This window comes from Streptomyces sp. NPDC005181, assembly GCF_040608395.1.
Taxonomy (GTDB): Bacteria; Actinomycetota; Actinomycetes; order Streptomycetales; family Streptomycetaceae; genus Streptomyces.
Genome location: NZ_JBEXID010000022.1, coordinates 79,131 through 101,868 on the forward strand (window position 1 = coordinate 79,131; position 22,738 = coordinate 101,868).

At 68.6% G+C, this 22,738-nt stretch carries 18 protein-coding genes and 3 pseudogenes; 6 read left to right on the top strand and 15 right to left on the bottom strand.

The window, feature by feature from the left end; all coding sequences use genetic code 11:
• Position 1: 1 nt before the first annotated feature.
• The 4 genes from ABZV38_RS17020 to ABZV38_RS17035 all read right to left on the bottom strand — a co-directional run bounded on the left by ABZV38_RS17020 (position 2) and on the right by ABZV38_RS17035 (position 4,769).
• Entirely contained in the window at positions 2-1,003 is a 1,002-nt protein-coding gene (locus ABZV38_RS17020; RefSeq protein ID WP_356327764.1) for a phosphotransferase, read from the bottom strand.
• Between the two features lie 260 nt (positions 1,004-1,263).
• Positions 1,264-1,860 (bottom strand): dihydrofolate reductase family protein, encoded by a 597-nt coding sequence (locus tag ABZV38_RS17025; protein ID WP_356327766.1) that lies wholly within the window; start codon positions 1,858-1,860, stop codon positions 1,264-1,266.
• Positions 1,861-2,148: 288 nt separating this feature from the next.
• Positions 2,149-3,990 (bottom strand): asparagine synthase (glutamine-hydrolyzing), encoded by a 1,842-nt coding sequence (asnB, locus tag ABZV38_RS17030; RefSeq protein WP_356327768.1) that lies wholly within the window; start codon positions 3,988-3,990, stop codon positions 2,149-2,151.
• 293 nt (positions 3,991-4,283) lie between these two features.
• Complete coding sequence (locus tag ABZV38_RS17035; protein WP_356327770.1) at positions 4,284-4,769, bottom strand: SgcJ/EcaC family oxidoreductase; 486 nt, start codon at positions 4,767-4,769, stop codon at positions 4,284-4,286.
• Positions 4,770-5,143: 374 nt separating this feature from the next.
• Between ABZV38_RS17035 and ABZV38_RS17040 the strand changes: the two genes are divergently transcribed.
• Together ABZV38_RS17040 and ABZV38_RS17045 are read left to right on the top strand one after the other, a co-directional pair.
• Positions 5,144-6,082: a MerR family transcriptional regulator gene (locus ABZV38_RS17040; RefSeq protein ID WP_356327771.1), complete on the top strand. Its 939-nt coding sequence runs from the start codon at positions 5,144-5,146 to the stop codon at positions 6,080-6,082.
• A 400-nt stretch (positions 6,083-6,482) separates the two neighbouring features.
• Positions 6,483-8,143 (top strand): annotated as a pseudogene (locus ABZV38_RS17045) (ATP-binding cassette domain-containing protein).
• 69 nt (positions 8,144-8,212) lie between these two features.
• Here ABZV38_RS17045 and ABZV38_RS17050 read toward each other — a convergent pair.
• Positions 8,213-9,097, bottom strand: coding sequence for a helix-turn-helix transcriptional regulator (locus ABZV38_RS17050; protein WP_356327773.1), 885 nt, complete (start codon positions 9,095-9,097; stop codon positions 8,213-8,215).
• A gap of 173 nt (positions 9,098-9,270) precedes the next feature.
• On the opposite strand from ABZV38_RS17050, the gene ABZV38_RS17055 reads away from it, so the two are divergent.
• A complete protein-coding gene (locus ABZV38_RS17055) occupies positions 9,271-10,209 on the top strand; it encodes an SDR family NAD(P)-dependent oxidoreductase (protein ID WP_356327775.1) in 939 nt (312 codons plus the stop codon).
• 204 nt (positions 10,210-10,413) lie between these two features.
• On the opposite strand, the pseudogene ABZV38_RS17060 reads toward ABZV38_RS17055, so the two are convergent.
• The 7 genes and pseudogenes from ABZV38_RS17060 to ABZV38_RS17090 form a co-directional block, all read right to left on the bottom strand.
• Positions 10,414-11,070 (bottom strand): annotated as a pseudogene (locus ABZV38_RS17060) (response regulator transcription factor); the annotation flags it as partial.
• The gene (locus ABZV38_RS17065; protein WP_356327776.1) at positions 11,067-11,600 is read right to left on the bottom strand and encodes an ATP-binding protein; all 534 of its coding nucleotides are present in this window, start codon (positions 11,598-11,600) and stop codon (positions 11,067-11,069) included. The gene ABZV38_RS17065 and the pseudogene ABZV38_RS17060, both read right to left, overlap by 4 nt.
• A 285-nt stretch (positions 11,601-11,885) precedes the next feature.
• Positions 11,886-12,818 carry a hypothetical protein gene (locus ABZV38_RS17070; protein ID WP_356327778.1) on the bottom strand — a complete coding sequence of 311 codons (933 nt, stop codon included), beginning with the start codon at positions 12,816-12,818 and terminating at the stop codon, positions 11,886-11,888.
• Between the two features lie 697 nt (positions 12,819-13,515).
• Positions 13,516-14,055, bottom strand: a complete 540-nt coding sequence (locus tag ABZV38_RS17075; protein ID WP_356327779.1) for a hypothetical protein — start codon at positions 14,053-14,055, stop codon at positions 13,516-13,518.
• 177 nt (positions 14,056-14,232) lie between these two features.
• The gene (locus ABZV38_RS17080; protein WP_356327781.1) at positions 14,233-15,213 is read right to left on the bottom strand and encodes a CoA ester lyase; all 981 of its coding nucleotides are present in this window, start codon (positions 15,211-15,213) and stop codon (positions 14,233-14,235) included.
• Complete coding sequence (locus ABZV38_RS17085) at positions 15,203-15,736, bottom strand: CoA transferase (RefSeq protein ID WP_356327782.1); 534 nt, start codon at positions 15,734-15,736, stop codon at positions 15,203-15,205. The genes ABZV38_RS17080 and ABZV38_RS17085 overlap by 11 nt, the downstream gene beginning before the upstream one ends.
• A 102-nt stretch (positions 15,737-15,838) precedes the next feature.
• Entirely contained in the window at positions 15,839-16,759 is a 921-nt protein-coding gene (locus ABZV38_RS17090) for a LysR family transcriptional regulator (protein ID WP_356327784.1), read from the bottom strand.
• Positions 16,760-16,936: 177 nt separating this feature from the next.
• Between ABZV38_RS17090 and ABZV38_RS17095 the strand changes: the two genes are divergently transcribed.
• Positions 16,937-18,310 carry a citrate:proton symporter gene (locus ABZV38_RS17095; protein WP_356327786.1) on the top strand — a complete coding sequence of 458 codons (1,374 nt, stop codon included), beginning with the start codon at positions 16,937-16,939 and terminating at the stop codon, positions 18,308-18,310.
• A gap of 402 nt (positions 18,311-18,712) precedes the next feature.
• The gene (locus tag ABZV38_RS17100; protein ID WP_356327803.1) at positions 18,713-18,973 is read left to right on the top strand and encodes a hypothetical protein; all 261 of its coding nucleotides are present in this window, start codon (positions 18,713-18,715) and stop codon (positions 18,971-18,973) included.
• Between the two features lie 230 nt (positions 18,974-19,203).
• Here the strand turns inward: ABZV38_RS17100 and ABZV38_RS17105 are convergent.
• Positions 19,204-19,356: pseudogene (locus ABZV38_RS17105) on the bottom strand (LacI family transcriptional regulator); the annotation flags it as partial.
• A 33-nt stretch (positions 19,357-19,389) separates the two neighbouring features.
• Here ABZV38_RS17105 and ABZV38_RS17110 point away from each other — a divergent pair.
• Entirely contained in the window at positions 19,390-19,524 is a 135-nt protein-coding gene (locus ABZV38_RS17110; protein ID WP_356327788.1) for a hypothetical protein, read from the top strand.
• A 124-nt stretch (positions 19,525-19,648) separates the two neighbouring features.
• On the opposite strand, the gene ABZV38_RS17115 is transcribed toward ABZV38_RS17110, so the two are convergent.
• Positions 19,649-21,082 (bottom strand): ATP-binding protein, encoded by a 1,434-nt coding sequence (locus ABZV38_RS17115; protein ID WP_356327789.1) that lies wholly within the window; start codon positions 21,080-21,082, stop codon positions 19,649-19,651.
• Positions 21,079-22,737, bottom strand: a complete 1,659-nt coding sequence (locus tag ABZV38_RS17120) for an FAD-dependent oxidoreductase (protein WP_356327790.1) — start codon at positions 22,735-22,737, stop codon at positions 21,079-21,081. The genes ABZV38_RS17115 and ABZV38_RS17120 overlap by 4 nt, the downstream gene beginning before the upstream one ends.
• Between the last annotated feature and the right edge of the window lies 1 nt (position 22,738).

The window sequence follows — 22,738 nt, forward strand, 5'->3', positions numbered from 1 at the left end:
TCTAGAGCGGTGGCTCGGCACGGAGTTCACAGAGCCAGCGGGCGACTTCGGCGTCGCCTGCCGTCCCCACGTCGCCCGGATTCCCATACACCCCGGGAAAGAGCCGCCCCCAGGAGCACGCCCGCCCGATTGCCCCGAGCCGGCAGGCCAGACTCACCGCGCGCCGCAGCTCCACCGCCGTGTGTCCGTCCCCCGTCCACGGTTCCAGATAGGCGTCCCGCAGCCGGGGCAGTACCTCGGCCCCGTACCGTTCACGGGCCCCACGGGCCGTGACCAGCAGGCTGGTGAAAGGGTGCGCCACGGTCGCGTCGCCCCAGTCGAAGAACGTGAAACGGCCAGGTGCTGCTGCGAAGAGCTGCCCCTCATGCAGATCGGAATGATCGAGGGAATCGCGAATACCGGTGTCCGCAAGCTCTGCGCACCACTCCACGAGCCGCGGCCGCAGTGCGCGCAACGCGTCGCGGTCGGCGGATTCGAGGGCGGTGTTCGAGTCAGCGAGGCGGTCGAAGGTGGCCGGCAGTACGGCCATCCGCGCGCTGGGCACTCCGAGTGCTTCCAGCTCCTCCGTGTGCGGAGTCAGCTCACGCTGCATGGCGGCGTACTGGCGCAGCGGCTCTTCCCAGGCGTACGGGTCGGCGAGACCGTTGTTCAGTACGTCCGCGAACAGGGTGCCGCCGTCCGGGAGCAGCGACCAGCCCTGGTCGGCGTCGACGGCGAGCGGCCGCAGCACATGCTCCGGGACCCAGCGGGCCAGCGCCTCGCCGAGCCCCGCCTCGAAGGAGCTGTCGGGCGGATTGGCCTTGAACCACACGTCGTTGTGCCCATCGACGGACATCCGCACCAGGACGGACCACGGCCGCACCCGCACCTTCCGCCGACCCGTTTCGCGCAAGCCATGGGCGGCCAGTCCCTGCCTGGCCCACTTGAGGGCGGCCTCCCGCCACGCCGCCTGCTCCCAAGGCGTCAGCGCACCTTCGTACTGTCCCCGGTCCACATCATCCATCGAGCCCTGCTGCATCCAGCCATCCCAGCACTGTCCTCGCTGTACCTCCAACGGATTTCCCCCGGAACAGCCTTGACGCGCTGAGCGAGAACCGCCGGGACGTGAGGCGGTACTCGGCCTCGGCGCCATCGTGAACGTCTCCTCCGCGGCGGCGACCCTCGGCAGCCCGGGCCACTGCGTTCACACCGGCGGCGGCAGGACTCGCGGTGGCCGCCATGCTTCGCTGCCCGGCGCGCCCCCGTAGGCTCCGCCGCCCTGCCCTACCCCTCGGCGACCGGCCGGTAGGTGCACACGTTCACGCCCGTCGCGCTGGTGACCGTGGAAACCAGCTCCAGCGTGCGCAGCGCACCGTCGTCGGGGAAGATCGTCTTACCGCCGCCGAGGATCACCGGCATGATCATGAGCCGGAGCTCGTCGACCAGACCCTCGCGCAGGAGGGTACGCACGAGCGTGGGGCTCCCCATGACCAACAGGTCGCCTCCGTCGGTCTTGTGCAGCTCCCGGATGCGGGCGACCGCCTCGTGGCCCGAGATACGCGTGGTGTGGTCCCACGCCAGCTTGTCGTCGCCGAGCGTCTCGGACACGACGTACTTCGGGATGGCGTTCATCCGGTCGGCGAACGGATCACCGGCTCGCTCGGGCCACGCCGCGGCCATCGCCTGCCAGGTGCGGCGCCCGAACAGCAGCGCCTCGGCCTTGGTCAATGCGTCGTCGAAGGCACCGCCCACCACCTCCGGATCGAAGAACGGGTGCGACCAGCCGCCGTGGGCAAAGCCGCCGTCCGTGTCCTCGTCGGGTCCGCCGGGCGCCTGCACGACGCCGTCCAAGCTCATGAACTCACTGATCACGATGCGCATGGGACTCGCTCCTCTTCGCTGCTTCGGGTGTACGGCAATGGAGACTGTCGCGCCGCCCGGAAATCATCGCGCGCGTTCGGAGTCGGCGATCGACGACTCCACGAACAGGTGGGCGCTGCCCGTGCAGACGCTCACCACGGGTGCTCCGCGGGGTACTTGGTGAGCCGCTCCCGGTCCCACGTCCCGTCCGCCACGTGACCCGGTACCGGCGGGCCAGGGTGTCGCCGGGCGCGAGCTCCAGCGTGGTGGACAGGAGGGGGCAGGAGCGTCCGGACTTCGCCCCCCGTATCAGTCCAGCAGCAGCTCGGGATCGTACAGATCGAGCCAGCGAGCCAGATCAAGGGTGCGCTCCAGTCCGCGCCGCGAGGCCTGGGTGATCTGCGGGAGTTCACGGTGCGCGGCCCGCTTCAGCCGGTCCCGGTCCACGAGTTCGAAGACCCGGTGAGTGGGCTGGGCCAGCAGATCCTTGGCGTGCTCCTGCAGGGCGATCGCGTACTTCGGATCCTGCGTCGACGGATACGGGCTCTTCACCCGGTCGTACACCGACTTAGGGAGTACGTCGCGGGTGGCCTCCCGCAGCAGGCTCTTCTCCCGGCCGTCGAACGACTTCATCGACCATGGTGTGTTGTACACGTACTCGACGAGCCGGTGGTCGCAGTAGGGCACGCGAACCTCCAGGCCGACGGCCATGCTCGTCCGGTCCTTGCGGTCCAGGAGCACGCGTACGAATCGGGTCAGGTGCAGATGGCAGATGCGCCGCATCCGGTATTCGAAGTCGGACTCGCCGTCCAGGCGGCGGATCCCGGTCGTGGCGACCGCGTAACTGTCGCGGATGTACCGGGGCAGGTCGAGTGCGTCCGTCAGATCGGTGCGCAGTACGTCGGTGTCGTCCCCGAAGTGCTCCGCGAACTTCACCAGCCACGGGAAGGTGTCGGCGGCGCGGGCCTCTTCGTCGAAGAACTGGAGGTAGCCGCCGAACACCTCGTCGGCGGACTCGCCGGACAGGGCCACCGTGGAATGTTCGCGAATGGCCTTGAACAGCAGGTACAACGACGCGTCCATGTCGCCGAAACTCATCGGCAGGTCACGGGCCCGGATCACCCGCTCCCGCACGTCGGGGTCGGCGAGCGCCTGGGAGTCGAGCATGATGTCGAGGTGCTCGGTGCCGGCCGCCCCGGCCACGTCGTGCACGTACGGGGTATCGGGCGTGGCGCGCAGCTCGTCCGCGACGAAGTTGTCGGCCTGCCCCACGAAGTCCACGGCGAAGCTGCGTACTGTCTCGCCGCGTTCCGCGAGATGCCGGGCGGCGATGGCGGTCATGGCCGACGAATCCAGACCGCCCGACAGGAGGGTGCAGCGCGGCACGTCGGAGACCAGCTGGCGGCGCACGATGTCGTCGAGCAGCTCGCGCACGGTGGCGATCGAGGTGTCCAGGTCGTCGGTGTGCGGCCGTGTCTCCAGGGTCCAGTAGGTGCGCCGGCGCAGCCCGTCGCGGTTGACGGTGACGACCGTGCCGGGCTCGACCTCATGCATCCCGTCCCACACGGCGTGCCCCGGGGTCTTCACGAAGGCGAACAGCTCACGCAGACCGTCCAGGGTGACCGCGCGTCGGGCGAGAGGGTTGGCGAGGATCGCTTTCGGCTCGGAGCCGAACAGCACGCCGTCCGCCGTCGGGGCGTAGTAGAAGGGCTTGATGCCCATGCGATCGCGGATCATCACCAGTTTCTGCGCGCGGGCGTCCCACACGGCGAAGGCGTACATCCCGTTGAGACGCTGGGCCACCCCGTCCCCCCACTCCAGGTAGCCGCGCAGCACGACCTCGGTGTCGGATTCGGTAGTGAACCGGTGTCCGAGGCCGGCCAGTTCGGCTCTGAGCTCGGGGTAGTTGTACGCCTCGCCGGAGTACACCAACGCCACGGCACCCTGTGGGGTCCTGACCGACATCGGCTGACGGCCACCCAGCAGGTCGATGATGGCGAGCCTGCGGTGCCCCAGGCCGGCCGGGCCGTCGAAGAATGTGCCGCTGTCGTCGGGACCCCGGCACGCCATCGTCGCGGTCATCGCGTCGAGTACGGCGGAGTCGGACCGCAGATCGCGGTCGAAGGAGATCCAGCCGGTGATGCCGCACATAGATGCCTCCTGCCTATGGCTCGATCTCGCGAGGCGTCGCCGCGGATCTTCGCGTGCGCATCCCTCGCGACAACCGAACAATATGTATCTCGCACATATATAGCGAGCGTGCGCCTCACCGTTGCAATCGTCAACGCGACGGCACCCCGATGGCCCCGGGAGCCCCGCCGTTCGGGCCTGCTCGGGTATACGGCGAGCGGATCAATCGATTCCGTGTATCTGTGCTGCGCAGGGTTCGCGTCGGACCGGGCTGAGGCTCGCTCACGGCTCTTCGGCCACCGGCAAAGTCCTGATCAGCCCTGATGCCGACCGTGCTCTGCCCGCAGCACCTGCTGCAGATCGCCGGTGTGCTGCTCCACAAGATCCGGACGGTGGTGGTACGCCGCCGGAGTGTTCTGGAACAGGGCCACGCGCCATGATCCGGAACCGTACTCGGCAACCAGGGTCTGCACCGCATTCACCGCGGGATTCAGCTCGGACTGTCCCGGCGGCACCATCCCCGCGATGGCGCGCAGTATCGCCGCATGGGCACCCAGTGGGCGCACCTCCCGTACCTTCCACACGTATGCCGCGGTCGGATGGCTGGTGAAGATCGGCGCGAGGTGGCCTTCCACTTCCGAGCCGCGCACCTGGCTTCTGTCGAACCCGATCATTGCGGCATCAGGGGCGAACAGAGCTGCATAGGCGTGAGCGTCGCGGCGGTTCCAGGCGCGGAGCAGCTCTTCGTAGATGTCCTGCACCGCAGGCGCTACGGACTCCTCATCGGGGCTCTCGTTCATGGCGCCGATCCTGCCACGGTCCGCGCCGCCGACAACCGTGACCGGGCGCCGAGCGTCGCGGTGTGTCACGCCTGCCCCGGGGAAGTCGAAGCCGGGGCAGCCGCCGCCATCGCCCTCTACGAGCGAAGCGGATGGCGTTTCGCCGGCAGTTCCGTTGCCGAGTGGACAGCGCCCGACGGCCGTGCCGCCCTGGTGCGTTCGTACGTCGCCCCGACCGGCTGACGACCGGACGGAACGCCGCACGACGGGATACTCAGGATCGACGGGGCAACTAACCGGAACCGGTGTGGGAAGGCGCGGTCGCGAGGAGTGTTTCGATGCTGGAAGCCGGCGGAGCTTGAGTCTCCAGCAGGGGGAGACATGAAGATGGGGGCATGGACGGCGGCACGCTCTACTCGATCGGCGATCTGGCCCGGCGCACCGGGCTGACGGTCAAGACCATTCGGTTCTACTCCGACCGCGGGATCGTGGCGCCGGCCGGCCGCAGCCCGGCCGGCTACCGCCTGTACGACATCGACGCCGTTGCGCGCCTGGACTTCGTGCGGACTCTGCGTGCTCTGGGACTGGACCTGCCCACGATCCGGAAGGTCGTGGACCGGGAACTGCCGCTGCCCGAGGTCGCCGCGGCACACGCCGAGGCACTGGCGGTGCAGATCCGCACCTTGCGCCTGCAGCGTGCGGTGCTCACGGCGGTGGCCAGGCGCGGGCCCACCCCTGAGGAGATGGATCTCATGCACAGACTCGCCAAGCTCTCCGAGAAGGAACGCGGATGCCTGATCGCCGAATTCCTCGGCGACGTCTTCGCCGGCCTGCACACCGACCCCGAATTCACGGCGGTGATGCGCACGATGACGCCCGAGCTGCCGGACGACCCCGGGACGGAGCAGGTCCAGGCGTGGGTGGAGCTGGCCGAACTGTCCCAGGATCCGGACTTCCGCGCCGTTGTGCGACGGATGGCGGACGACCAGGCGGCCGAGCGTGCCCAGGGCGACACCGCGGTGGTGCGCCGCGACCTTGCGGCAGTCGTCCGTGAGCAGGTCGGCCCTGCCCTGGCAGCGGGCGTCGCCCCCGCCTCGCCCGCGGCCGGTCCTGTCGTCGCCGCACTCACGGCTCACTACGCGTACGTCTCCGGTCACCGCGACGACAGCGATCTCCGGCGCCGGCTCCTGACCCGGCTGGAGACGGTGAACGACCCGCGCAGGGAGCGGTACTTTCAGCTCCTCGCCGTGATCAACGGCTGGCCGGCCCCACAGAGTCTGACCAAGGTGCTCGACTGGTCCATCCAGGCATTGCGCGCCCGGATACGGCGATAGTGGGCGGGCCGCGTTCGCAGCGGGTGCCATAGCGGTGCGCCGGGGGCGTCAGCTTCTTTGTCCGGGACCCCCGCCCCGGTGCGGCACCGAGGCTGCCAGGACGCAGGGTGCCGGACACCGAGTGAGTTGAGGTAAAGTTTTTAAGTCCTGTTGTCTCCGATAGAGGTGGACGTTGCGCATCTGAGGTTCGCGATCATCGCGCGGTACGGCATCTGCCGTACGCCCGTCACGCTGCTGCCGGCTTTCTTGCCGCCCGTGACCCCGCGTGAATGCGACCTCGGTGCATGAGTCGTCCTTCACCCCTCGGAGGACCGCACCCCCTTGTATTCCCGGTTTGGTCGCCGCGTGGTGCTCGCATACGAAGCCCCCTGCCCCTGCGCTTGCGACTGCGAGAACCATCATGAACAACCCCATTGCGCCCAGCGCCTCCGTGACCTGCTCCGCCCTGTCCTTCCAGTGGCCGGACGGTACGACCGTCTTCGACGGGCTCTCGCTCACCATCGGCCGGGGCCGCACCGGTCTCGCCGGCGCCAACGGCACCGGAAAGTCCACCCTGCTGCGACTGCTGGCCGGCCGACTGCACCCCTCGCAGGGGTCGGTGTCCGTCGGCGGCAGCCTCGCCTACCTGCCGCAGAACATCACCCTCGACACGACGCTCCGCGTCGACCAGGCCCTGGGAATCGGCGAGCGGCGCGCCGCGCTGCGCGCCATCGAGGCCGGAGACGTGAGCGTCGAACACTTCGAGACGATCGGCGACGACTGGGACGTCGAGGAGCGGGCCGTGGCAGCACTCGGCTCACTCGGACTCGGCGACGTCGAACTGGACCGTACCGTGGGCCAGATGTCCGGCGGGGAGACCGTTCTGCTGCGCCTGGCCGCGCTGCTGCTGGAGCGTCCCGACGTTCTCCTGCTCGACGAGCCGACCAACAACCTTGACCTGTTCGCACGCCGTCGGCTCCATGAAGCCGTGGACTCCTGGCGCTCCGGTGTACTGGTCGTCGTCAGCCACGACCGCGATCTGCTGGAGCGGATGGACCGCATCGCCGAACTGCGCTCCGGATCAGTGAGTTGGTACGGGGGCGGCTGGTCCGCCTACGAGGAGGCCGTGGCCACTCGGCAGGAGGCGGCCGGCCGGATGCTGCGGGTCGCCGAAGCGGATGTACGCCGGCAGAAGCGCGAACTGGAGGAGGCCCGGATCAAGGCGGCGCGCCGCCAGCGGCACAGCAAGAAGATGGATGCCGAGCGGCGGGCCCCGAGAATCGTCGCCGGCGAGCGCAAGCGGTCCGCGCAGGAGTCGGCGGACAAGCTCCGTGGCCTGCAGGAGGACCGCCTCCATGAGGCGCGCGAGCGGAGCGAGGAGGCCGCGGACGCGATCACAACGACGCCGAGATCAAGGTGAGCCTTCCCCATACCGCCGTGCCCCCGGGCCGCACCGTCCTGAGCCTGCACGAGCTGCGTCTCCGGTTCGGCAGGCTGCGCGAGGGCAATCTCCATGTGCACGGGCCCGAACGCATCGCGCTGGTCGGGCGCAACGGATCCGGGAGGACATCGCTGCTGCGCACCCTTGCCGGGGACCTTGCGCCTCTGTCCGGCGAGGCCAGGACATGTGTGCCGCTGCGGTTCCTGCCGCAGCGGCTGGACGTGCTGGACGAGGGGCTGAGTGTGGCCGCGAACGTGGCACGCATGGCTCCGGGCGTCACCGACAACCACATCCGCTCCCAGCTCGCGCGGTTCCTGTTCAAGGGGGCACGCGCCGAACAGCCGGCGGGCACGCTCTCGGGCGGCGAACGCTTTCGGGCCGCCCTCGCGGCGACCGTGCTCGCCGCGCCGGCCCCGCAGTTGCTGATGCTGGACGAGCCGACCAACAACCTCGACATGGCCAGCGTGCGACAGCTGACGAGCGCGCTCGACTCCTACCGGGGCGCGCTCCTGATCGCCAGCCACGACCTGCCCTTCCTCGAATCGGCGGGCATCACCCGCTGGCTGCTTCTCGGCGAGGAAATCCGGGAGACGAGCGCCGAAGAGGTCCGCGACCTGCTCGAAGCGCCAGAGGCCGGCTGAGCGCCCCGGGTCTCCACCCGGACCCCGCAGGCGGCGCGGGGCAGAACTGCGGGCGAATGAGCCCGGAGCTCACTGATCCGGCGCCTGGACGGCTTCGGCGGCGGCCGTGTCGGTGTCGGTACGAGCAGGGGGCGGGGGCGCGGCCAGGTGCGCGAGCATCTGAAGCCGTTCCCCCGTGGGGGAGCCCGGCTCGGCGTGGTAGGCGATGAGCATCTGACCGGGGGCGCCGGGGAGCGCGAGTTTGTCGTAGTGGAGATCGAGGGGGCCGACCTGGGGGTGGAGCAGGCGGGTGACTCCGCTCGTCTTCTGCCGTACGTCCTGGCGGGCCCAGAGCGTGCGGAAGCGTTCGCTGTGCAGGCTGAGTTCGCCGATCAGCTGGACGAGCTTGGGGTCGTCGACGGCGGCTGCACTGACCGACCGCAAATAGGCGACGGCCTTGGCAGTCATCTTGTCCCAGTCCCGGTAGAACTCACGCATTTCCGGTTCGAGGAATGCGGCTCGCAGTGTGTTGATTCCCGGCGCGAAGAGGGGGTTGAGCGCGATGGCCATCGAGTTCGCGGCGAGCGTGGTCATGTAGCGGCCATGGACGAGGGCGGGCGTGGTGGGCCAGCTGTCGATCAGACTCTGGATGCTCGCACTCACCTTCTCCGGACGGGAGGGCCTGCGCGTGGCCGTCCGGGGCGAACGGGCGAGCGCGTGCATGTAGACCCGGGCGTCGGTCTCGAGCCGCAGAGCGCCGGCGATGCTGTCGAGGACCTGGTCGGAGGGGTGCCGGTCGCGGCCCTGTTCCAGACGCAGGTAGTACTCGGCGCTGATACCGGCGAGCAGGGCGACTTCTTCGCGACGCAGACCGGGCACCCGCCGCCGGCCTCCGGCGGGCAGCCCGACATCCTCGGGGCGCACCTGTTCGCGGCGGGCGCGCAAGTAGTCACCCAGCTTGCTCGCTGTTGCCATGAATCCCAGGGTAGGTCGCGTCGGCCGCCGCATCCTGTCCCTGTCGGTACCAGGGACAGCGGGGTCTGGCCGGCGTGGTGGGCCGAACCTAGCGTGAGCAGGAAACCGGCCGCAGGTGCCCAGTCCGGCTGCGGCACCCGACGCCGCGCGAACAGAAATGAGCACGTCGCACCATGAACGATCTCCTGCGTACGCCTTTCGGATTCTCCTCGACCGCTGACGACGTGATCGCCGGGATCGACCTCACAGGACGGCGTGCGGTGGTCACCGGCGCGACGTCCGGAATCGGGATAGAGACCGCGCGTGTCCTGGCCGCGGCGGGCGCCGAAGTGGTCCTCGGAGTCCGGCGTCGTGAAGCCGGTGACCGCGTTGCCGCACAGATCGCGGAACGGACCGGTAACCCTCTGGTGAGCGCCCGTACGCTCGACCTCGGCGATCTGCGGTCGGTGGCCGCCTTCGTCGCGTCCTGGGACGGCCCGCTGCACATGCTGATCAACAACGCCGGGATCATGGCGCTGCCCGAGCTGGAACTGACCCCGGAAGGGCGCGAACTCCAGTTCGCCACGAACTACCTCGGTCACTTTGCCCTGACCACGGGCCTGCACGACGCACTCGCAGCGGCTTCCGGAGCCCGGATCGTCGCGGTCAGCTCGAACGCGCACCTGTTCTCGCCGGTGATCTTCGACGACCTGGACTTCCGGTTCCGCCCTTACGACCGGTGGTCGGCCTACGCCCAGTCCAAGACCGCCGATGTGCTGCTCGCGGTGGAAGCCGACCGCCGGTGGTCGCACGAGGGCATTCTCGCCAACGCCCTCAATCCCGGGGCGATCGCCACCGGCCTGCAGAAGCACACCGGCGGCCTGCAGACCCCCGTCGACAAGCAGAAGACGTCCGCGCAGGGCGCCGCCACCTCCGTACTGCTCGCCGCATCACCCCTGGTCGAGGGCGTCGGCGGCCGCTACTTCGAGGACTGCAACGAGGCCCCGGTCCTGCGCACCAAGCCCGTCATGTTCGGTGGCGGAGTCGCCCCGTGGGCGCTCGACGCCGGCAACGCGGAGCGGCTGTGGGACACTTCGACCGAACTCGTCGCACGCGTCATGACCGGGCGCTGAGTCCTGAACCGGGTCGGCGACCAGATCGATCTCAGCGCCAACGGCCGTACCGATGTCCCCCTGGTGCGGTACGACTCCGAACGGATCCGCACCACGTCGTCTCGACCCTCCCCTCCACTTCGTCCTGGGAGGCCGCGCCGTGGACATGGTCTCCGAGGGGATGGAAGAGCTCACCGACCGAAGGCGTGCCGTCCGTGGTCGCTGCCGGTCGGCGAGGCCGGTTTCCCAGGCCCAGGCGGCGATCTCCACGCGGTTTCGGGCGGGCAGCTTGGTCTGCACGTTGCCGAGGTGGGTCTTGACCGTGCCCACCGAGATGGACAGTTCGGTGGCGATCTCCGCGTTGGTCCGTCCCCGGGCCACCAGGCGTACGAGGTCCAGCTCACGGGCCGACAGCGCGCTGTGCGCTGTGCGGCGGGTGGTCGCCGCACTGTTGAGGCTGCGCAGCAGCCGCATCGTGATGGAGGGACTCACCAGGGCCTCACCCGAGGCGGCCGCCCGGATCGCCTCGACCAGCAGGGCGGGGCCGGAGTCCTTGATCAGGAATCCGCAGGCGCTGTCGTGCAGGGCGCGGTGGACGTACTCGTCGTCGTCGAATGTCGTGGCGACGACGACCTTCGGCGGGTTGACAATGCCGGGGCGGGTCAGGTGGCGCAGCGCTTCGAGGCCGTCGAGGCCGTCGAGGCGGGGCATGCGGATGTCCATCAGTACGACGTCGGGGCGGTGTCGCTCTGCGAGTTCCACTGCCTGCAGGCCGTCCGCGGCCTCGGCGACAACGTCGATGTCGTCCTCGGCGGCCAGGACCATCGCGAACCCGGCACGGACCATGGCCTGGTCGTCGGCGATCAGCACACGGATGGTCATCGGGCCGCTCCAACGGGGACCGGGGAGGCCGGGAGGGTGACTTCGACGACCCAGCCGCCGCCTGTGATCGGGCCCGCCTGGATGCGGCCGCCGATCAGGCTCACCCGTTCCGCCAGGCCCTTCAGCCCGAAGCCGCCGCCGGAGCTCTGGCGACCCCCGCGCGGCCGTCCGTCGTCGCTGACCAGTACGGTGACGCCGTCGGCGGACCGGACCGCGCGCACCCGCACCTCGGTGCAGGCGTGGGCGTGTTTGCGTACGTTGGTCAGCGCCTCCATCACCACACGGTGCGCGGTGGTGGTGACCTCCACAGGCAGATCGTCGAACGTGCCCTCCATATCGAGTCGGGCCCGTGCGCCGCCGACCGCCGAGAAACGCTCGACGAGCGAGCGCACCTCGGCGATCCCCGCCAGCGGTGCGAGAGCCGGTTCCCCTTTTTCTCCGTTGGCGTCGCGCAGCATTCCGACCATGTGCCGCATGGACGTCAGCGCCTCCGCCCCGGCCTGCTCGATCCGTTCCAGCGAGGGCCGCACGAGTTGCGGCCGCCGCTCCGGCGACCGGGCCGGAAGCCATCGGCGCGACGACCGATGACCGGGGCATCGGCGCGGTGGTGTGACACCCCGTCCGGCCTCGGTGTTTCACGGGCCCATGAAAGCGGCGTGGAATCAGCGGAGTTGGCGTATCCACCGTCGGGCCATCGTGTCGACCAGCCGGACATGCGAGTGCTTCTGACTTCGAGAATGGTCCTGTCAGGCACGGTCACGTCGCAGCCGTCGTCGGATGGCTGCGACGACGTGACCGTGCGCGCTGTCGCAGAGTCAGAGGGTCGGGAGGCCCGTCCCGGAATGCGGGGCTCGGATGTGTGGCTTCGCCGTCTCTGCGGCTCGTACCCGGGCCGGGTCGAGGACCACAGGTGAAGGATCAGCGGGGCCTGGGCGGCCGGTTCGTCCGGCTTCGCCCGGTGAACTCTCTCCGCCGACCTCGGTCCGGGGTCGGACCGGGAGAGGGCGGGGCACGGTGGGCGTCGGAGTCTCGGGGTACGGCGGCACATGCTGCGACGCGCCCCCGCTCTTCAACACGTAGATGAGCGCGGCGATGACGGCCTCGTCATCGATGGTCGGTGTCTCGACGACCGGCGGGCGCATTCTTACCGACGGCAACAACGGCCGTGCGATTTCCCGCAATCCGGCCGGAACAGTCCATCCCCACCGTCCCATTCCCTTGACCGGCGACTCCAGGGCATAAGAATCTTCCGTGTGTCCGTCTCCGGCCGGAAGTGCCAGGGCATCCTTGCGTTCCTGGATGCGCTCGAACTGGTAGATGATGTCCGCGACTTGAGAAGGGTCTTTCAAGGATCCGGTGGCGAGCTGTTCCTTGGTATCCAGAAGCTCGCGGTACATCGCTCCGTATGTGCTGCACAACTTGATGGATTCGTCGCCGCGATCGCTCAGGCCGAGCACATGGGGGGCGACGATCGCCAACGCGGCGAGGCCTGACAGCACCGAGATGAGCACCTGCGCGGTAAGCTGCGAGGACTCACCGATGACGGGCCAGGCCAGGAGCCCGGTGATGAGGCTGAGTACCGCTGCGGCGGAGGTGTACAGGCGGATTTTCTGCACCAGTCGAGCCGCTTCTCTCGGCATTCTGTTTGCCCAGTAGCCGGCACTTTGGATGCTTTCCTCAAGCCGCTGCGACATTGCTGCATCAGGCGGGTTCTTCGACCCTCTGAAAATCTTGGACAGCAGTTTCATGACACCTCTCACGATCGGAGGGCGGTGGGTGAACAGTGACATCCCCGGCTTGCGTTTCTCGACACCAACGCACATACAGTCGGTTTAATAACCTGCGTGGAGTAATTCGGGTTGTCTCGGCTGATCAGTCAGTGGTCGAGCCGCTTGTCATCCGTATCCGTGACCGGTGCTCGCGGAGTGCGGCAGCTGTGGGGGATGGTTGCCCGCCCGATCGTGACCGGGGGCTGAGCGTCCGGACGGGCCAGAGGCGAAGACCGTCACCCGTTGGGCGGCTATCTTTTTTTGGGCACGGCCCATCGCCGACGGACTCGACAGGTTGGCGCAGCCGGGCATGTTCGATGCCGTTGCACAGTCGTGTCAGGGCTTCGTCGGGTTCTGTGCCGGGATTCGGCTCGCGTGGTGTCAGCACTACGGGGCGCCCGGACGCAGTTGGCGACCGGGCTGCCGGTGATGCCGGTGCCACCGGTCGGGCGGGCCGCGCGTTCCGGGCTTGCGGTTGTCCGAGGCCGCCTGCCGCGACACGCGGGGCGTCCGGTTGACGCTTGATATGACGTAGAGGGTGTAGAGAGCGCCGGGCGCGGGTTGCACGCTTGTGCGGCCGTGCGGAGCGGGGCATCCACCGAGGAGTATTCCCCATGCGGGAAACCCCGGCCCGATTCCGACGGGCCGGGGTTTCCGTGCTGTGCGGGTGGGGCTGTTACCACTTGTAGTAGTGGTCCTTGACCACTCGGAAGCTGCCCACGACGCCGTTGCGTACCTTTACGCCCCCGTGGACGCTGCGGGTGAAGACGCCGTTGCTGGTGCTCCAGGGGCCGACAGTGGCGACCGGGGAGCCGTTGTCGCAGGTGGCACCGCGGAAGATCTCAACGGTCTTGTGGCTGTCGTTGCGGACGTTGAAGCTCCGCGAACCCAGACCGCTGACCACAGTGATGCAGCCCTCCTCCGAGTGGGCGGAGTACGTCCGCTCGTTGAAGTGGATCCTCCCCTCGTCGTGGTAGTAGCCGCCGCCACCACCACCACCACCACCACCACCGTAGTCGCGGTCGCGGCCCTCGTCGCCCTTCCCTTCGTTCCCCTTGCCCTTGTCGGTGTCACTGTCGCCGCCGAAGGGGGCCGCCTGCTGGATGGACGGGGCTGCCTGGGTGGATCCGGCGGCCGAGGCATAGGTGATGCCAGTTGTAGCGAGAACCGCGGCGCCTACTACAGCGGCTGTCACTGCGACGGTACGCGTGGTCATGTCACTTCTTTCTGTCTCAGAGACGTCGGCTGGGCTGCCGACCTGTGAATGAAAGTACGGATTGTCTGTTTATCTGTCATATCCGACATGCCGTAAATATGACATCTATCACCCGGTTGGTCGGCGTGCCCTGATTCCAGTACAGCAAAGGCGCGCCCTCGTTGTCCTGAATGACCGTCATCGACGTTCACAACCCACTGCCTTGGCTGCTCGAGGCCGAGGTGTACCGGGCGGGCTCGGCTTCGGCCCGGAGTACCGCTCCAGCACCAGCCGGGCCGTCGCCGCCATCGCCTCGTCGACCATCTCTCCCTCGAATGTCACTGCGCCTGCGCCGCGTTTCTGCGCCTCCTCCACGGCGGCGATCAGCCGTGCCGCGCGCGCGAGTTCGGCGGGGTCGCGCGAGAACACATCGTTGATCACGGCGATGTGGGAGGGGTGGATCGCCATCATTCCCGCGTAGCCGAGGGAACGGTTCTGTTCGGCGAAGGAGCGCAGTCCGTCGAGATCACCGATGCGCGTCCACAGTCCGGCGACCGGGTGGGGTGTTCCCGCAGCTCGCACGTCCAGGAGGACACGGGCGCGCAGAGCATGCGTCTCGGTGCCCTGCGGGCTCCATCGGTAACCGACGGCGCGCTCGACATCGCCGCCGGCGCCGGTGATCGCGCCCAGGTACGCCACGCGTGGGGCGGCAGCCGCACAGTCGTAGGCCTCGCGCAGCGCACGGGCCGTCTCCAGGAGCGGAATGAGGGCGATCCGTCCTTGTGGCAGGCCCTGCTCGCGTTCGCACCAGCCGAGCAACCGGTCCGCGATGCGTACGTCGTGGGCTCCGTCCACCTTGGGCAGCACGATTCCGCTCAGTCCGGGGCGGGCGATCGCGCGCAGTTCCTCGGCGGCTGCCCAGCCGTCGAGCGCGCTGATCCGGGCGAAGAGCGCAGGCCGGCCGATCGCGTCCGTGGAGAGCCGCGCTACGGCCTCGGCCACCTGGTCACGGGCGGACGCCTTACTGTCCTGCGGCACCGCGTCCTGCAGGTCGAGGATGACCGCGTCGGCGCCCGCCGCCCGTGCCTTCGGCAGCCAGTCCGTCCTGGTGCCCGGCACGAAGAGCAGGGAGCGCAGCGGAGGGCGGACCGGAACGCATGCGTCGGTCTCAGACGGCATCGTGCTTCTCCAGCTCCGCCAGTTCGTCCTCGCCGAGGCCGAGCCACTCGCGGTAGACGAGGTGATTGTCCTGCCCCAGGGCAGGACCGGTCCGCCAGACCTTCCCGGGGTGCTGCCTGAAGTGAGGGATCACAGCCTGCATGCGTACGGGCCCGAGGTCCGCGTCGTCGACGGTGACGATGTCCTCCCGCTCGGCATAGACCGGGTCGTCGGCGATGTCCGCGGCACTGAACACCCGGGAGGCCACGACTTCGGCACGGGTGAACGCTTCCCCGCACTCGGCGGCGGTGCGCTCGGCCACCCAGGCCCGCAGACCGTCGTCGAGTTGTCTGCGTCCGGCATGCTGCTGTGCCGCGGTGGCGAACTCGTCCTGGTCGAGCCCGAGCAGGCGGGCGATGTTCGGTATCCGGATGCTTGCTCGACACCACTGTGCTCCCTTGCTGAAACGTCGTCCCTTGCTCGATGCACGGCACCAGTCGTCACGATCAACTCGCGTTCCTCCGGCGGGCTTCAGCGTGCCCACGTGACGAAATGCCTGTCCAGCAACAAAAATCCATCAATCCATGTGGCTTATGCATGAATTGATGGATCGAAAGGGGTGGCGGCCCAGGGGCTCGGGTCCAGGTCAGGTCCAGGAGACCCCGGTTGGGAGGTCGCGCTGCTGCGTGCGGAACTCCTCCAGTGTCGTGAGGAATCGCTGCGCCGCGGGCGGCAGGGGGCGGCGCGCGCGCAAGGCGATGTCCAGGCGCCGGTCGACCGCGGGCTCGACGAGTGGCCGGTGGACGACGGGCCCGCTGCCCAGCAGCGGCAGCACGAGGGCGGGCATCGCGGACACCCCGAGGCCGGCCGCCACGAGACCGCCCACCGTTGCCACGTTTCCCGCCTCGGAGGCCGGCGCCGTCTGCGCGTCGACCTGGGCGAAGGCCGCGTCGGTGAGCCGCCTTACGCTCGAGTCCCGTCCGACGGCGAGGAACGGCTCACGGGCCAGGTCCTCCCAGGAGACCTGCGGACGGTCGGCGAGCGGATGAGCCTGCGGCAGCACCGCGACGAACCTGTCCCGGACCAGGGGGCGGTGCTCCAGCTGGCCCGACGGCTCGCCCGTGGTGATCGCGAAGTCGGCGTCCCCCGACAGGACGCGGTCCACCACCGACTGCTCTAGTCCGTCCATGATCTGTATCGCCACCTGGGGCTGCTGCTTCCGGAAGCTGGAGATCACCTCGGGCAACAGCACCGCGGCCACTGAGGGGAGGGTGGCCACCGCGACCGTTCCCGACTCCCCGAGCAGGAACCGCTCCAGCTCCTTCATCCCGGACCGGTGCGAGTTCACGATCTGTTCGGCTATCCGCAGCGCCTCGGCGCCCGCGGCGGTCAGCTGGACATTGCGCGTGTCGCGTTCGAGGAGCTGCGTGCCCAACTGCCGCTCCAGATCCGCCACCGCACGACTGAGCGAGGACTGGGAGATGTGCAGCTGCGCGGCGGCCGCCGTGAAGCTCGCGGCCCGGGCGACAGCGGCGTATGCCGCGAGTTGACGCAGGGTGGTTTCCATGGGGAGCGAGCTTAAGTGTGCCCGGGGCCATTGATGCGCAGATCGCATGGATAGATCTTGGTTTGATGATGGACGCCGATCTGTCACCGCTCTGAAACTCGTCGGCAAAGCACGGCGCTCTCCCGGGCATCCTGCGGTTCCCGCCAGGAGTCTTCTACGAGAAAGTGAGGGACACCCATGCTGGCAGCTCTGGGGTTTTCCACGATCGGCCTGTTCCTGCTGCTCACCATGACGAAGCGCGTGTCCGTCCTGGTGGCCCTGGTTCTGCTCCCGGTGCTGGCCGCGCTCGTCGGGGGCTTCGCCGGTGAGATGGGCGACATGGTCCTCACCGGACTCGCCACGGTGGCGCCCACCGGCATCATGATCGCCTTCGCAGTCCTCTACTTCACTTTGATGGTGGACGCCGGTCTCTTCGACCCTCTGATACGTCAGATTCTGCGCGCTGCACGCAACGATCCGGCGCGGATAGCCGTCGGCACGGCCGTGCTCACGATGTGTGTGTCCCTGGACGGTGACGGCGCGTCGACCTTCCTCATCACGGTCTCCGCGCTGCTGCCCGTCTACAAGCGCCTGGGGATGAGCCCGCTGGTGCTGTCCGGCACCGTCTGCCTCGGCGCGGGCGTGATGAACATGATTCCCTGGGGCGGACCGACGGTCCGGGCCATGGCGGCGCTGAAGCTGGACAGTTCAGAGGTGTTCACGTCGGTCCTGCCTGCAATGGGTCTCGGTATCGCCTGGGTTCTGCTGGCGTCGTACTGGATCGGCCGCAGGGAACGCCGTCGTCTCGGTGCACCGATGCCACAGGGCAAGCAGGCCGCCGACAGGAAGCAGCAGGCAGAGACGCAGCCCGCCTATGCGGCCGGCGACGGCCCGGGTACTCCTCTGGTGCCGCCGGTGACGCGGCGCCGGATCTTCCTGACGGTCTTCAACGCTGCGCTGACCGTGGTGCTGCTGGTCGGTCTGGTCATGGAAGTCATGCCCCTGCCGGTGCTGTTCGCGGTTGCCTTCGCCATGGCCCTGCTGGTCAACCACCCCACCTGGGAAGGGCAGCAGGCGCTGCTCGAGAAGCACGCCAAGAGCGTGGTGCTCGTCACCACGCTGATCTTCGCCGCCGGTGCGTTCACCGGAGTGCTGACCGGAACCAAGATGATCTCCGAGATGGCCAAGGCGCTCGTCTCCGTCGTGCCGGACTCCCTCGGCGGCCATCACCGGAATGCCGCTGAGCCTGGCCTTCACCCCGGACGCCTACTACTTCGGCGTGCTGCCCGTGCTGTCCCGCACCGCGTCCGGATTCGGCAGCGACCAGGCCGAAGTCGCCAGGGCCGCCATCCTCGGCCAGATGACCACCGGCTTCCCGCTCAGCCCGCTCACCGCCTCCACCTTCATCCTCGTCGGCATGAGCGGTGTGCAGCTCGGCGAGCACCAGCGCTTCATCTTCGGCTGGGCCTTTGCCACCACCCTCGTGATGACTGCCACGGCGCTGGCCACCGGGGCCATCTCGCTCTGAATGCGACTCGGTTCATCCCTGCCGACCCTTCCCGGCCGGCATGACCTGACCAGGGCGAACCCGCACTTTGCCTGGGCGCAGACGTACGCGAACGACGTCGTCCTCGACCGGTTCTTCGATCAGACGCGGTAGTACGCGCACTCCCTGACTCACACCTTTGAGCGATTCCCACAGGTGTGCGTCGCGTCGTGTGACACGCGTGGCGACGTCCGCGAACCTCCAACAGAATGATCAAATGGAGTGATTGGATCCCACTCGGCGTCAGGTTGATTACGCTGCGAGGGTACTGGAACGGCGTGGGGAGAGGCCCCGCTCTACTTACTCCACCAGCGCCCGCCGAGCGGTCACCGGCTCGCAACGCCTCGGCCTCACCGCCCCCGTCGGCACCTCCACCCACACCCTCGGACGGCCGCACTGTCGTCGTCACCGTCCATCAGGAGCAGCCCATGACCACCGAGCAGGAAGCCCGCGACGCCATCCATCACGCGTTCGGCGACACGGCGCACGTCGATGTAGAGACCTTCCCCGGCGGAAACCTCTCCATCACCATCACCAAGGGAAAGCACGCGGCAACCATCGACGGGCACCCTGAAAGTGGCTGGGGCTGGACCGTCGACCCGGGCGAGGATGACGGCTTCAGCGGCCACGAGAACGTTGCGACCACCCTCGACGAGGCGCTCGCCGACGTGCGCGCCGCGCTGATCTGACCCGGTGGGCCCGATGACAGGGCTCGGCCTCGTCGCTCGTCGCATCGAGGCGGCGTGATGCGGCAGCAGGCCGCGTCAGAGGTCAGGCGCGTGGCGCGGGTCCCGTGGGATTCACGCAGTACGAGATGGGTGGCGAGCTCCACGTGCAGAGCGTCCACAGTGTGGTGTTCCAGAGCCCCGACCGCCGTCCTGTCGTTGAACGCGACCAGCGCAGTGGGGCGCTCGGGCAGGTCGAGGAGTTCTCCCGCGGCCTCATAGCCCCGGTCGGCCGTCGGCTCGATGCTGAGCTGCAGACCGGGAGAGGGCAGCAGGCCAGCCTCGGCGAGCGCCGCGGCGTGGCCGGCGATGCGCGACTGACTGGCCAGCCAGTCGACGGGGGCCACCGATGACGCCGATGCGCCGGTGGCCCAGCTGCAGTGGCCACCGGCACCGGATCCGGCCAGATCACCGACGTCGACCTGCGTCCCACCACCGCACGCCACCTCCGCGTGACAGCGACCGGTACCGCCGGCAACTGGTGGAGCCTGGCCGACATCCGCCTCCACCGCTGACCAGGTGCCGGGGCGGGCGGCACGGACGGCGAATCAGACCTCCCCGGACGTCATGTCCGCCTCCCAGCGGGCGGAGCACCGCAGATACCTGGCTGAAAGCGGCGGGGTGTCACCTGCGGCGCCGTCAGGGCCCCTCGTTCTCTGGGTCGATCGGCAGATACACCTGAAAGCGAGTGTCGCCCGGCTGCGAGGAGACCCGGATGTCCCCGCGATGTTTGTTGACCACGATGCGGTAGGAGATGTCCAGCCCCAGCCCAGTGCCCTCACCGACCGGTTTGGTGGTGAAGAACGGCTCGAAGATCCGGGGCCTGATGTCAGGCGGAATCCCTGCGCCGGTGTCGGCCACCTCCACGACCAGTCGGGCCTCCTCCCGCCACGTTCGAAGTGTCAGTGTGCCCCCGGCAGGCATGGCGTCGACGGCGTTGATGATCAGGTTGGTCCATACCTGGTTGAGCTCTGCCCCGAAGGCCGGAATCGGCGGTAGCTCACGGTCGTATTCCTTGACCACCAGGACACGGGACGAAATCTTCGCCCGAAGCATCGTCAACGTGGCATCGAGCAACGTGTGCACATCCACGGTCTGCTGCGGCGCCCGGTCCAGTTGTGCGTACTGCTGTGCGGCGCCGACCAGTCCCGAGATGCGGGTCACGGCGTCATCGATCTCACCCATCAGAAGCTCCGCATCGATGGTGTACGCCAGCCACCTCACCGTGGAGCCGAGATTGTCCTCACCGATGGTGTCGGCCACCGAGGTCAGCCACGGCACGCCGATGTCCGCAGCGACCAGAGTCGGTGCCAGATCCCACGCCTCTGTGACTCCGTGCTCCTCGAGCCAGTCGCCGACGGCATCCTCCGCATCCGCAGCAGCCAGCGCGGTCAGACCGGGACCCGCAGCGGCCTGTTGAACCGCATCGTCCTGCAGCTCCACGAGACGATGCAGCTTGGTTCCGTCCAGCCGGCCGTCAGCGATCACGGCGAGCTTGTGGCGCATACCGGCTACGCGCTCCCGCAGAGCCGCGGTGGCCCGTACAGCGGCTGCCGCGGGATTGTTCAGCTCGTGGGTGAGGCCTGCCGACAGCGACGCCAGGGCCAGCAGCCGCTCGCGCTCGTTGACGATGGCATTGGCCGCACGCGTACCGAAGAACAGGCCCTCCAGCAGGTGAAGTGCCATCGGGAACCAGGTGTCCACCACGCTCGCGAACTCATTGGCCGGCAACACGAAGAACTCGGCATCGGTGACAGCCCGCATGGTGTGGGGGTACCGCTGCTCGACACGGTCCCCGAGGTACGCGCGAGTCGCCCCGCTGTACACACCGCGCTGATCAGTGCGAGTGACCTCCACATCGTCGCCGTGCAGCACACGGCTGAGCGCGATCGCCCCGCTGAGCAGCACGAAGAAGCACGTGGCCGACTGGCCCTCCCCGTACACCACGCTTCCGGCAGGCCATTGCTCCGTACGGCCGTGTTCTGCCAGCCAGCCGAGCTGCTCGTCGCTGAGCTTCTCGAACAGTAACAGAGTCCGCAACTGCTCCGGTGACAGCTTTGCTGACGTGGTCACTGCGCCTCCAGATAGCGGTGCACCAGCGCGACAGCCATGGCTCCCTCGCCGACGGCCGACGCCACACGTTTGACCGAGGAGGAGCGCACATCCCCCGCAGCGAAGACACCGGGCACGCTCGACTCCAGGTGGTAGGGATCTCTCGGCAGCCGCCACCCGACCGGACGCTCCCCTCCGGCCACCAGGTCGGGGCCGGTCACCACGAATCCGCGCGCATCGCGGGTGACCACTCCCGCCAGCCACTCCGTATGCGGTTCGGCCCCGATGAAGATGAACAGCCACGACGCGGCAATGGTGCGCACGGTGCCTGACCGGTTGTCACGCACGGACAGCTGCTGCAGGTGCCCTTCGCCCTGAACGCCGATCACCTCGGTCCACGGGTGGATCTCGATGTTGGCGATTCCGTTGATCTGGTCGATCAGATAGCTGGACATCGAACGGCTCAGATCGCCTTGCCGGATGAGGACGTGAACGCGCCGTGCGTAGCGGGAGAAATACACCGCTGCCTGCCCTGCGGAGTTGGCACCGCCGACGATGTACACGTCATCCCCGGAGCAGCTGGGCGCTTCGATGACGGCGGATCCGTAGAAGACGCCCGCCCCCGTGAACTCCTCCAGCCCGGTGGCGGCCAGCCGCCGGTAGGACACCCCGGTGGCCAGGACCACGGTGTGCGCGGCAATGGAACTCTCCGGACCCAGGTGCAGCACCCGGCCCGATCCCGCCACCTCCAGTGCGACAGCCCGTTGCGCGCTGAGGATCTCCGCCCCGAACTTCAGCGCCTGGCGGCGGGCCCGCTCGGTCAGCTGGGCACCGGAGACGCCATCGGGGAAGCCGAGGTAGTTCTCGATACGGCTGCTCTGCCCGGCCTGCCCGCCGGTCGCCTGCTGCTCCACCAGGACCGTACGCAGCCCCTCCGAAGCACCGTAGACAGCAGCTCCCAGACCGGCCGGCCCGCCACCGACGACCACCAGGTCGTAGAAATCCGAGGCCGGAACGGTGCTGAGTCCGACCTGCGCGGCGAGCTCCCGCTCGGTGGGGGAGACCAGAGGCTTCCCCTCCGGGGTGATGACCAGCGGTACGTCGGCCGCAGACACCCCGGCGGCAGCCAGGAGACGCTCCCCCTCCGGCTCGTCGGCCAGCAACCAGCGATAGGGCACGAGATTGCGGGTGAGGAAGTCACGTACCGCGAAGGACGGCGCGGACCAACGGTGCCCCACCACGCGGGTCTCCATGTCTCCCGGATCAGGCGTGGAGTGCCACAGATCCAGCAGCGTGTCGATCACCGGATAGAGGTGCTCTTCCGGCGGGCTCCAGGGCTTCAGCAGATAGTGGTCCAGGTCCACGACATTGATTGCGTCGATGGCCGCTTCGGTATCCGAGTAGGCGGTCAGCAGCACGCGGCGGGCCAGCGGGAAGAGATCCATGGCCGCCTCGAGGAACTCGATGCCGTTCATCTGGGGCATGCGGTAGTCGGCAAGCATGAGCGCGAGCTGATTGCCGCGGAGCTTGAGCTCACGCAGTGCATCCAGCGCATCGCGGCCGGAGAGCGCGCGCACGATGCGGTAGCGGTCGCCGTACTGTCGCCGGATGTCGCGGGCGACCGCCCGGGAGACCGCCGGGTCGTCATCGACAGTCAGGATCGTCGGGTTCGGCATG

Coding starts and splice junctions, on each gene's coding strand:
- ABZV38_RS17055 (WP_356327775.1), top strand. CDS start 9,271: ATGAACGATCTCCTGCGTACGCCTTTCGGATTCTCCTCGACCGCTGAC.
- ABZV38_RS17120 (WP_356327790.1), bottom strand. CDS start 22,737: ATGCCGAACCCGACGATCCTGACTGTCGATGACGACCCGGCGGTCTCC.
- ABZV38_RS17020 (WP_356327764.1), bottom strand. CDS start 1,003: ATGGATGATGTGGACCGGGGACAGTACGAAGGTGCGCTGACGCCTTGG.
- ABZV38_RS17035 (WP_356327770.1), bottom strand. CDS start 4,769: ATGAACGAGAGCCCCGATGAGGAGTCCGTAGCGCCTGCGGTGCAGGAC.
- ABZV38_RS17050 (WP_356327773.1), bottom strand. CDS start 9,097: ATGGCAACAGCGAGCAAGCTGGGTGACTACTTGCGCGCCCGCCGCGAA.
- ABZV38_RS17070 (WP_356327778.1), bottom strand. CDS start 12,818: ATGAAACTGCTGTCCAAGATTTTCAGAGGGTCGAAGAACCCGCCTGAT.
- ABZV38_RS17100 (WP_356327803.1), top strand. CDS start 18,713: ATGACCACCGAGCAGGAAGCCCGCGACGCCATCCATCACGCGTTCGGC.
- ABZV38_RS17040 (WP_356327771.1), top strand. CDS start 5,144: ATGGACGGCGGCACGCTCTACTCGATCGGCGATCTGGCCCGGCGCACC.
- ABZV38_RS17090 (WP_356327784.1), bottom strand. CDS start 16,759: ATGGAAACCACCCTGCGTCAACTCGCGGCATACGCCGCTGTCGCCCGG.
- ABZV38_RS17095 (WP_356327786.1), top strand. CDS start 16,937: ATGCTGGCAGCTCTGGGGTTTTCCACGATCGGCCTGTTCCTGCTGCTC.
- ABZV38_RS17075 (WP_356327779.1), bottom strand. CDS start 14,055: ATGACCACGCGTACCGTCGCAGTGACAGCCGCTGTAGTAGGCGCCGCG.
- ABZV38_RS17025 (WP_356327766.1), bottom strand. CDS start 1,860: ATGCGCATCGTGATCAGTGAGTTCATGAGCTTGGACGGCGTCGTGCAG.
- asnB (WP_356327768.1), bottom strand. CDS start 3,990: ATGTGCGGCATCACCGGCTGGATCTCCTTCGACCGCGATCTGCGGTCC.
- ABZV38_RS17080 (WP_356327781.1), bottom strand. CDS start 15,213: ATGCCGTCTGAGACCGACGCATGCGTTCCGGTCCGCCCTCCGCTGCGC.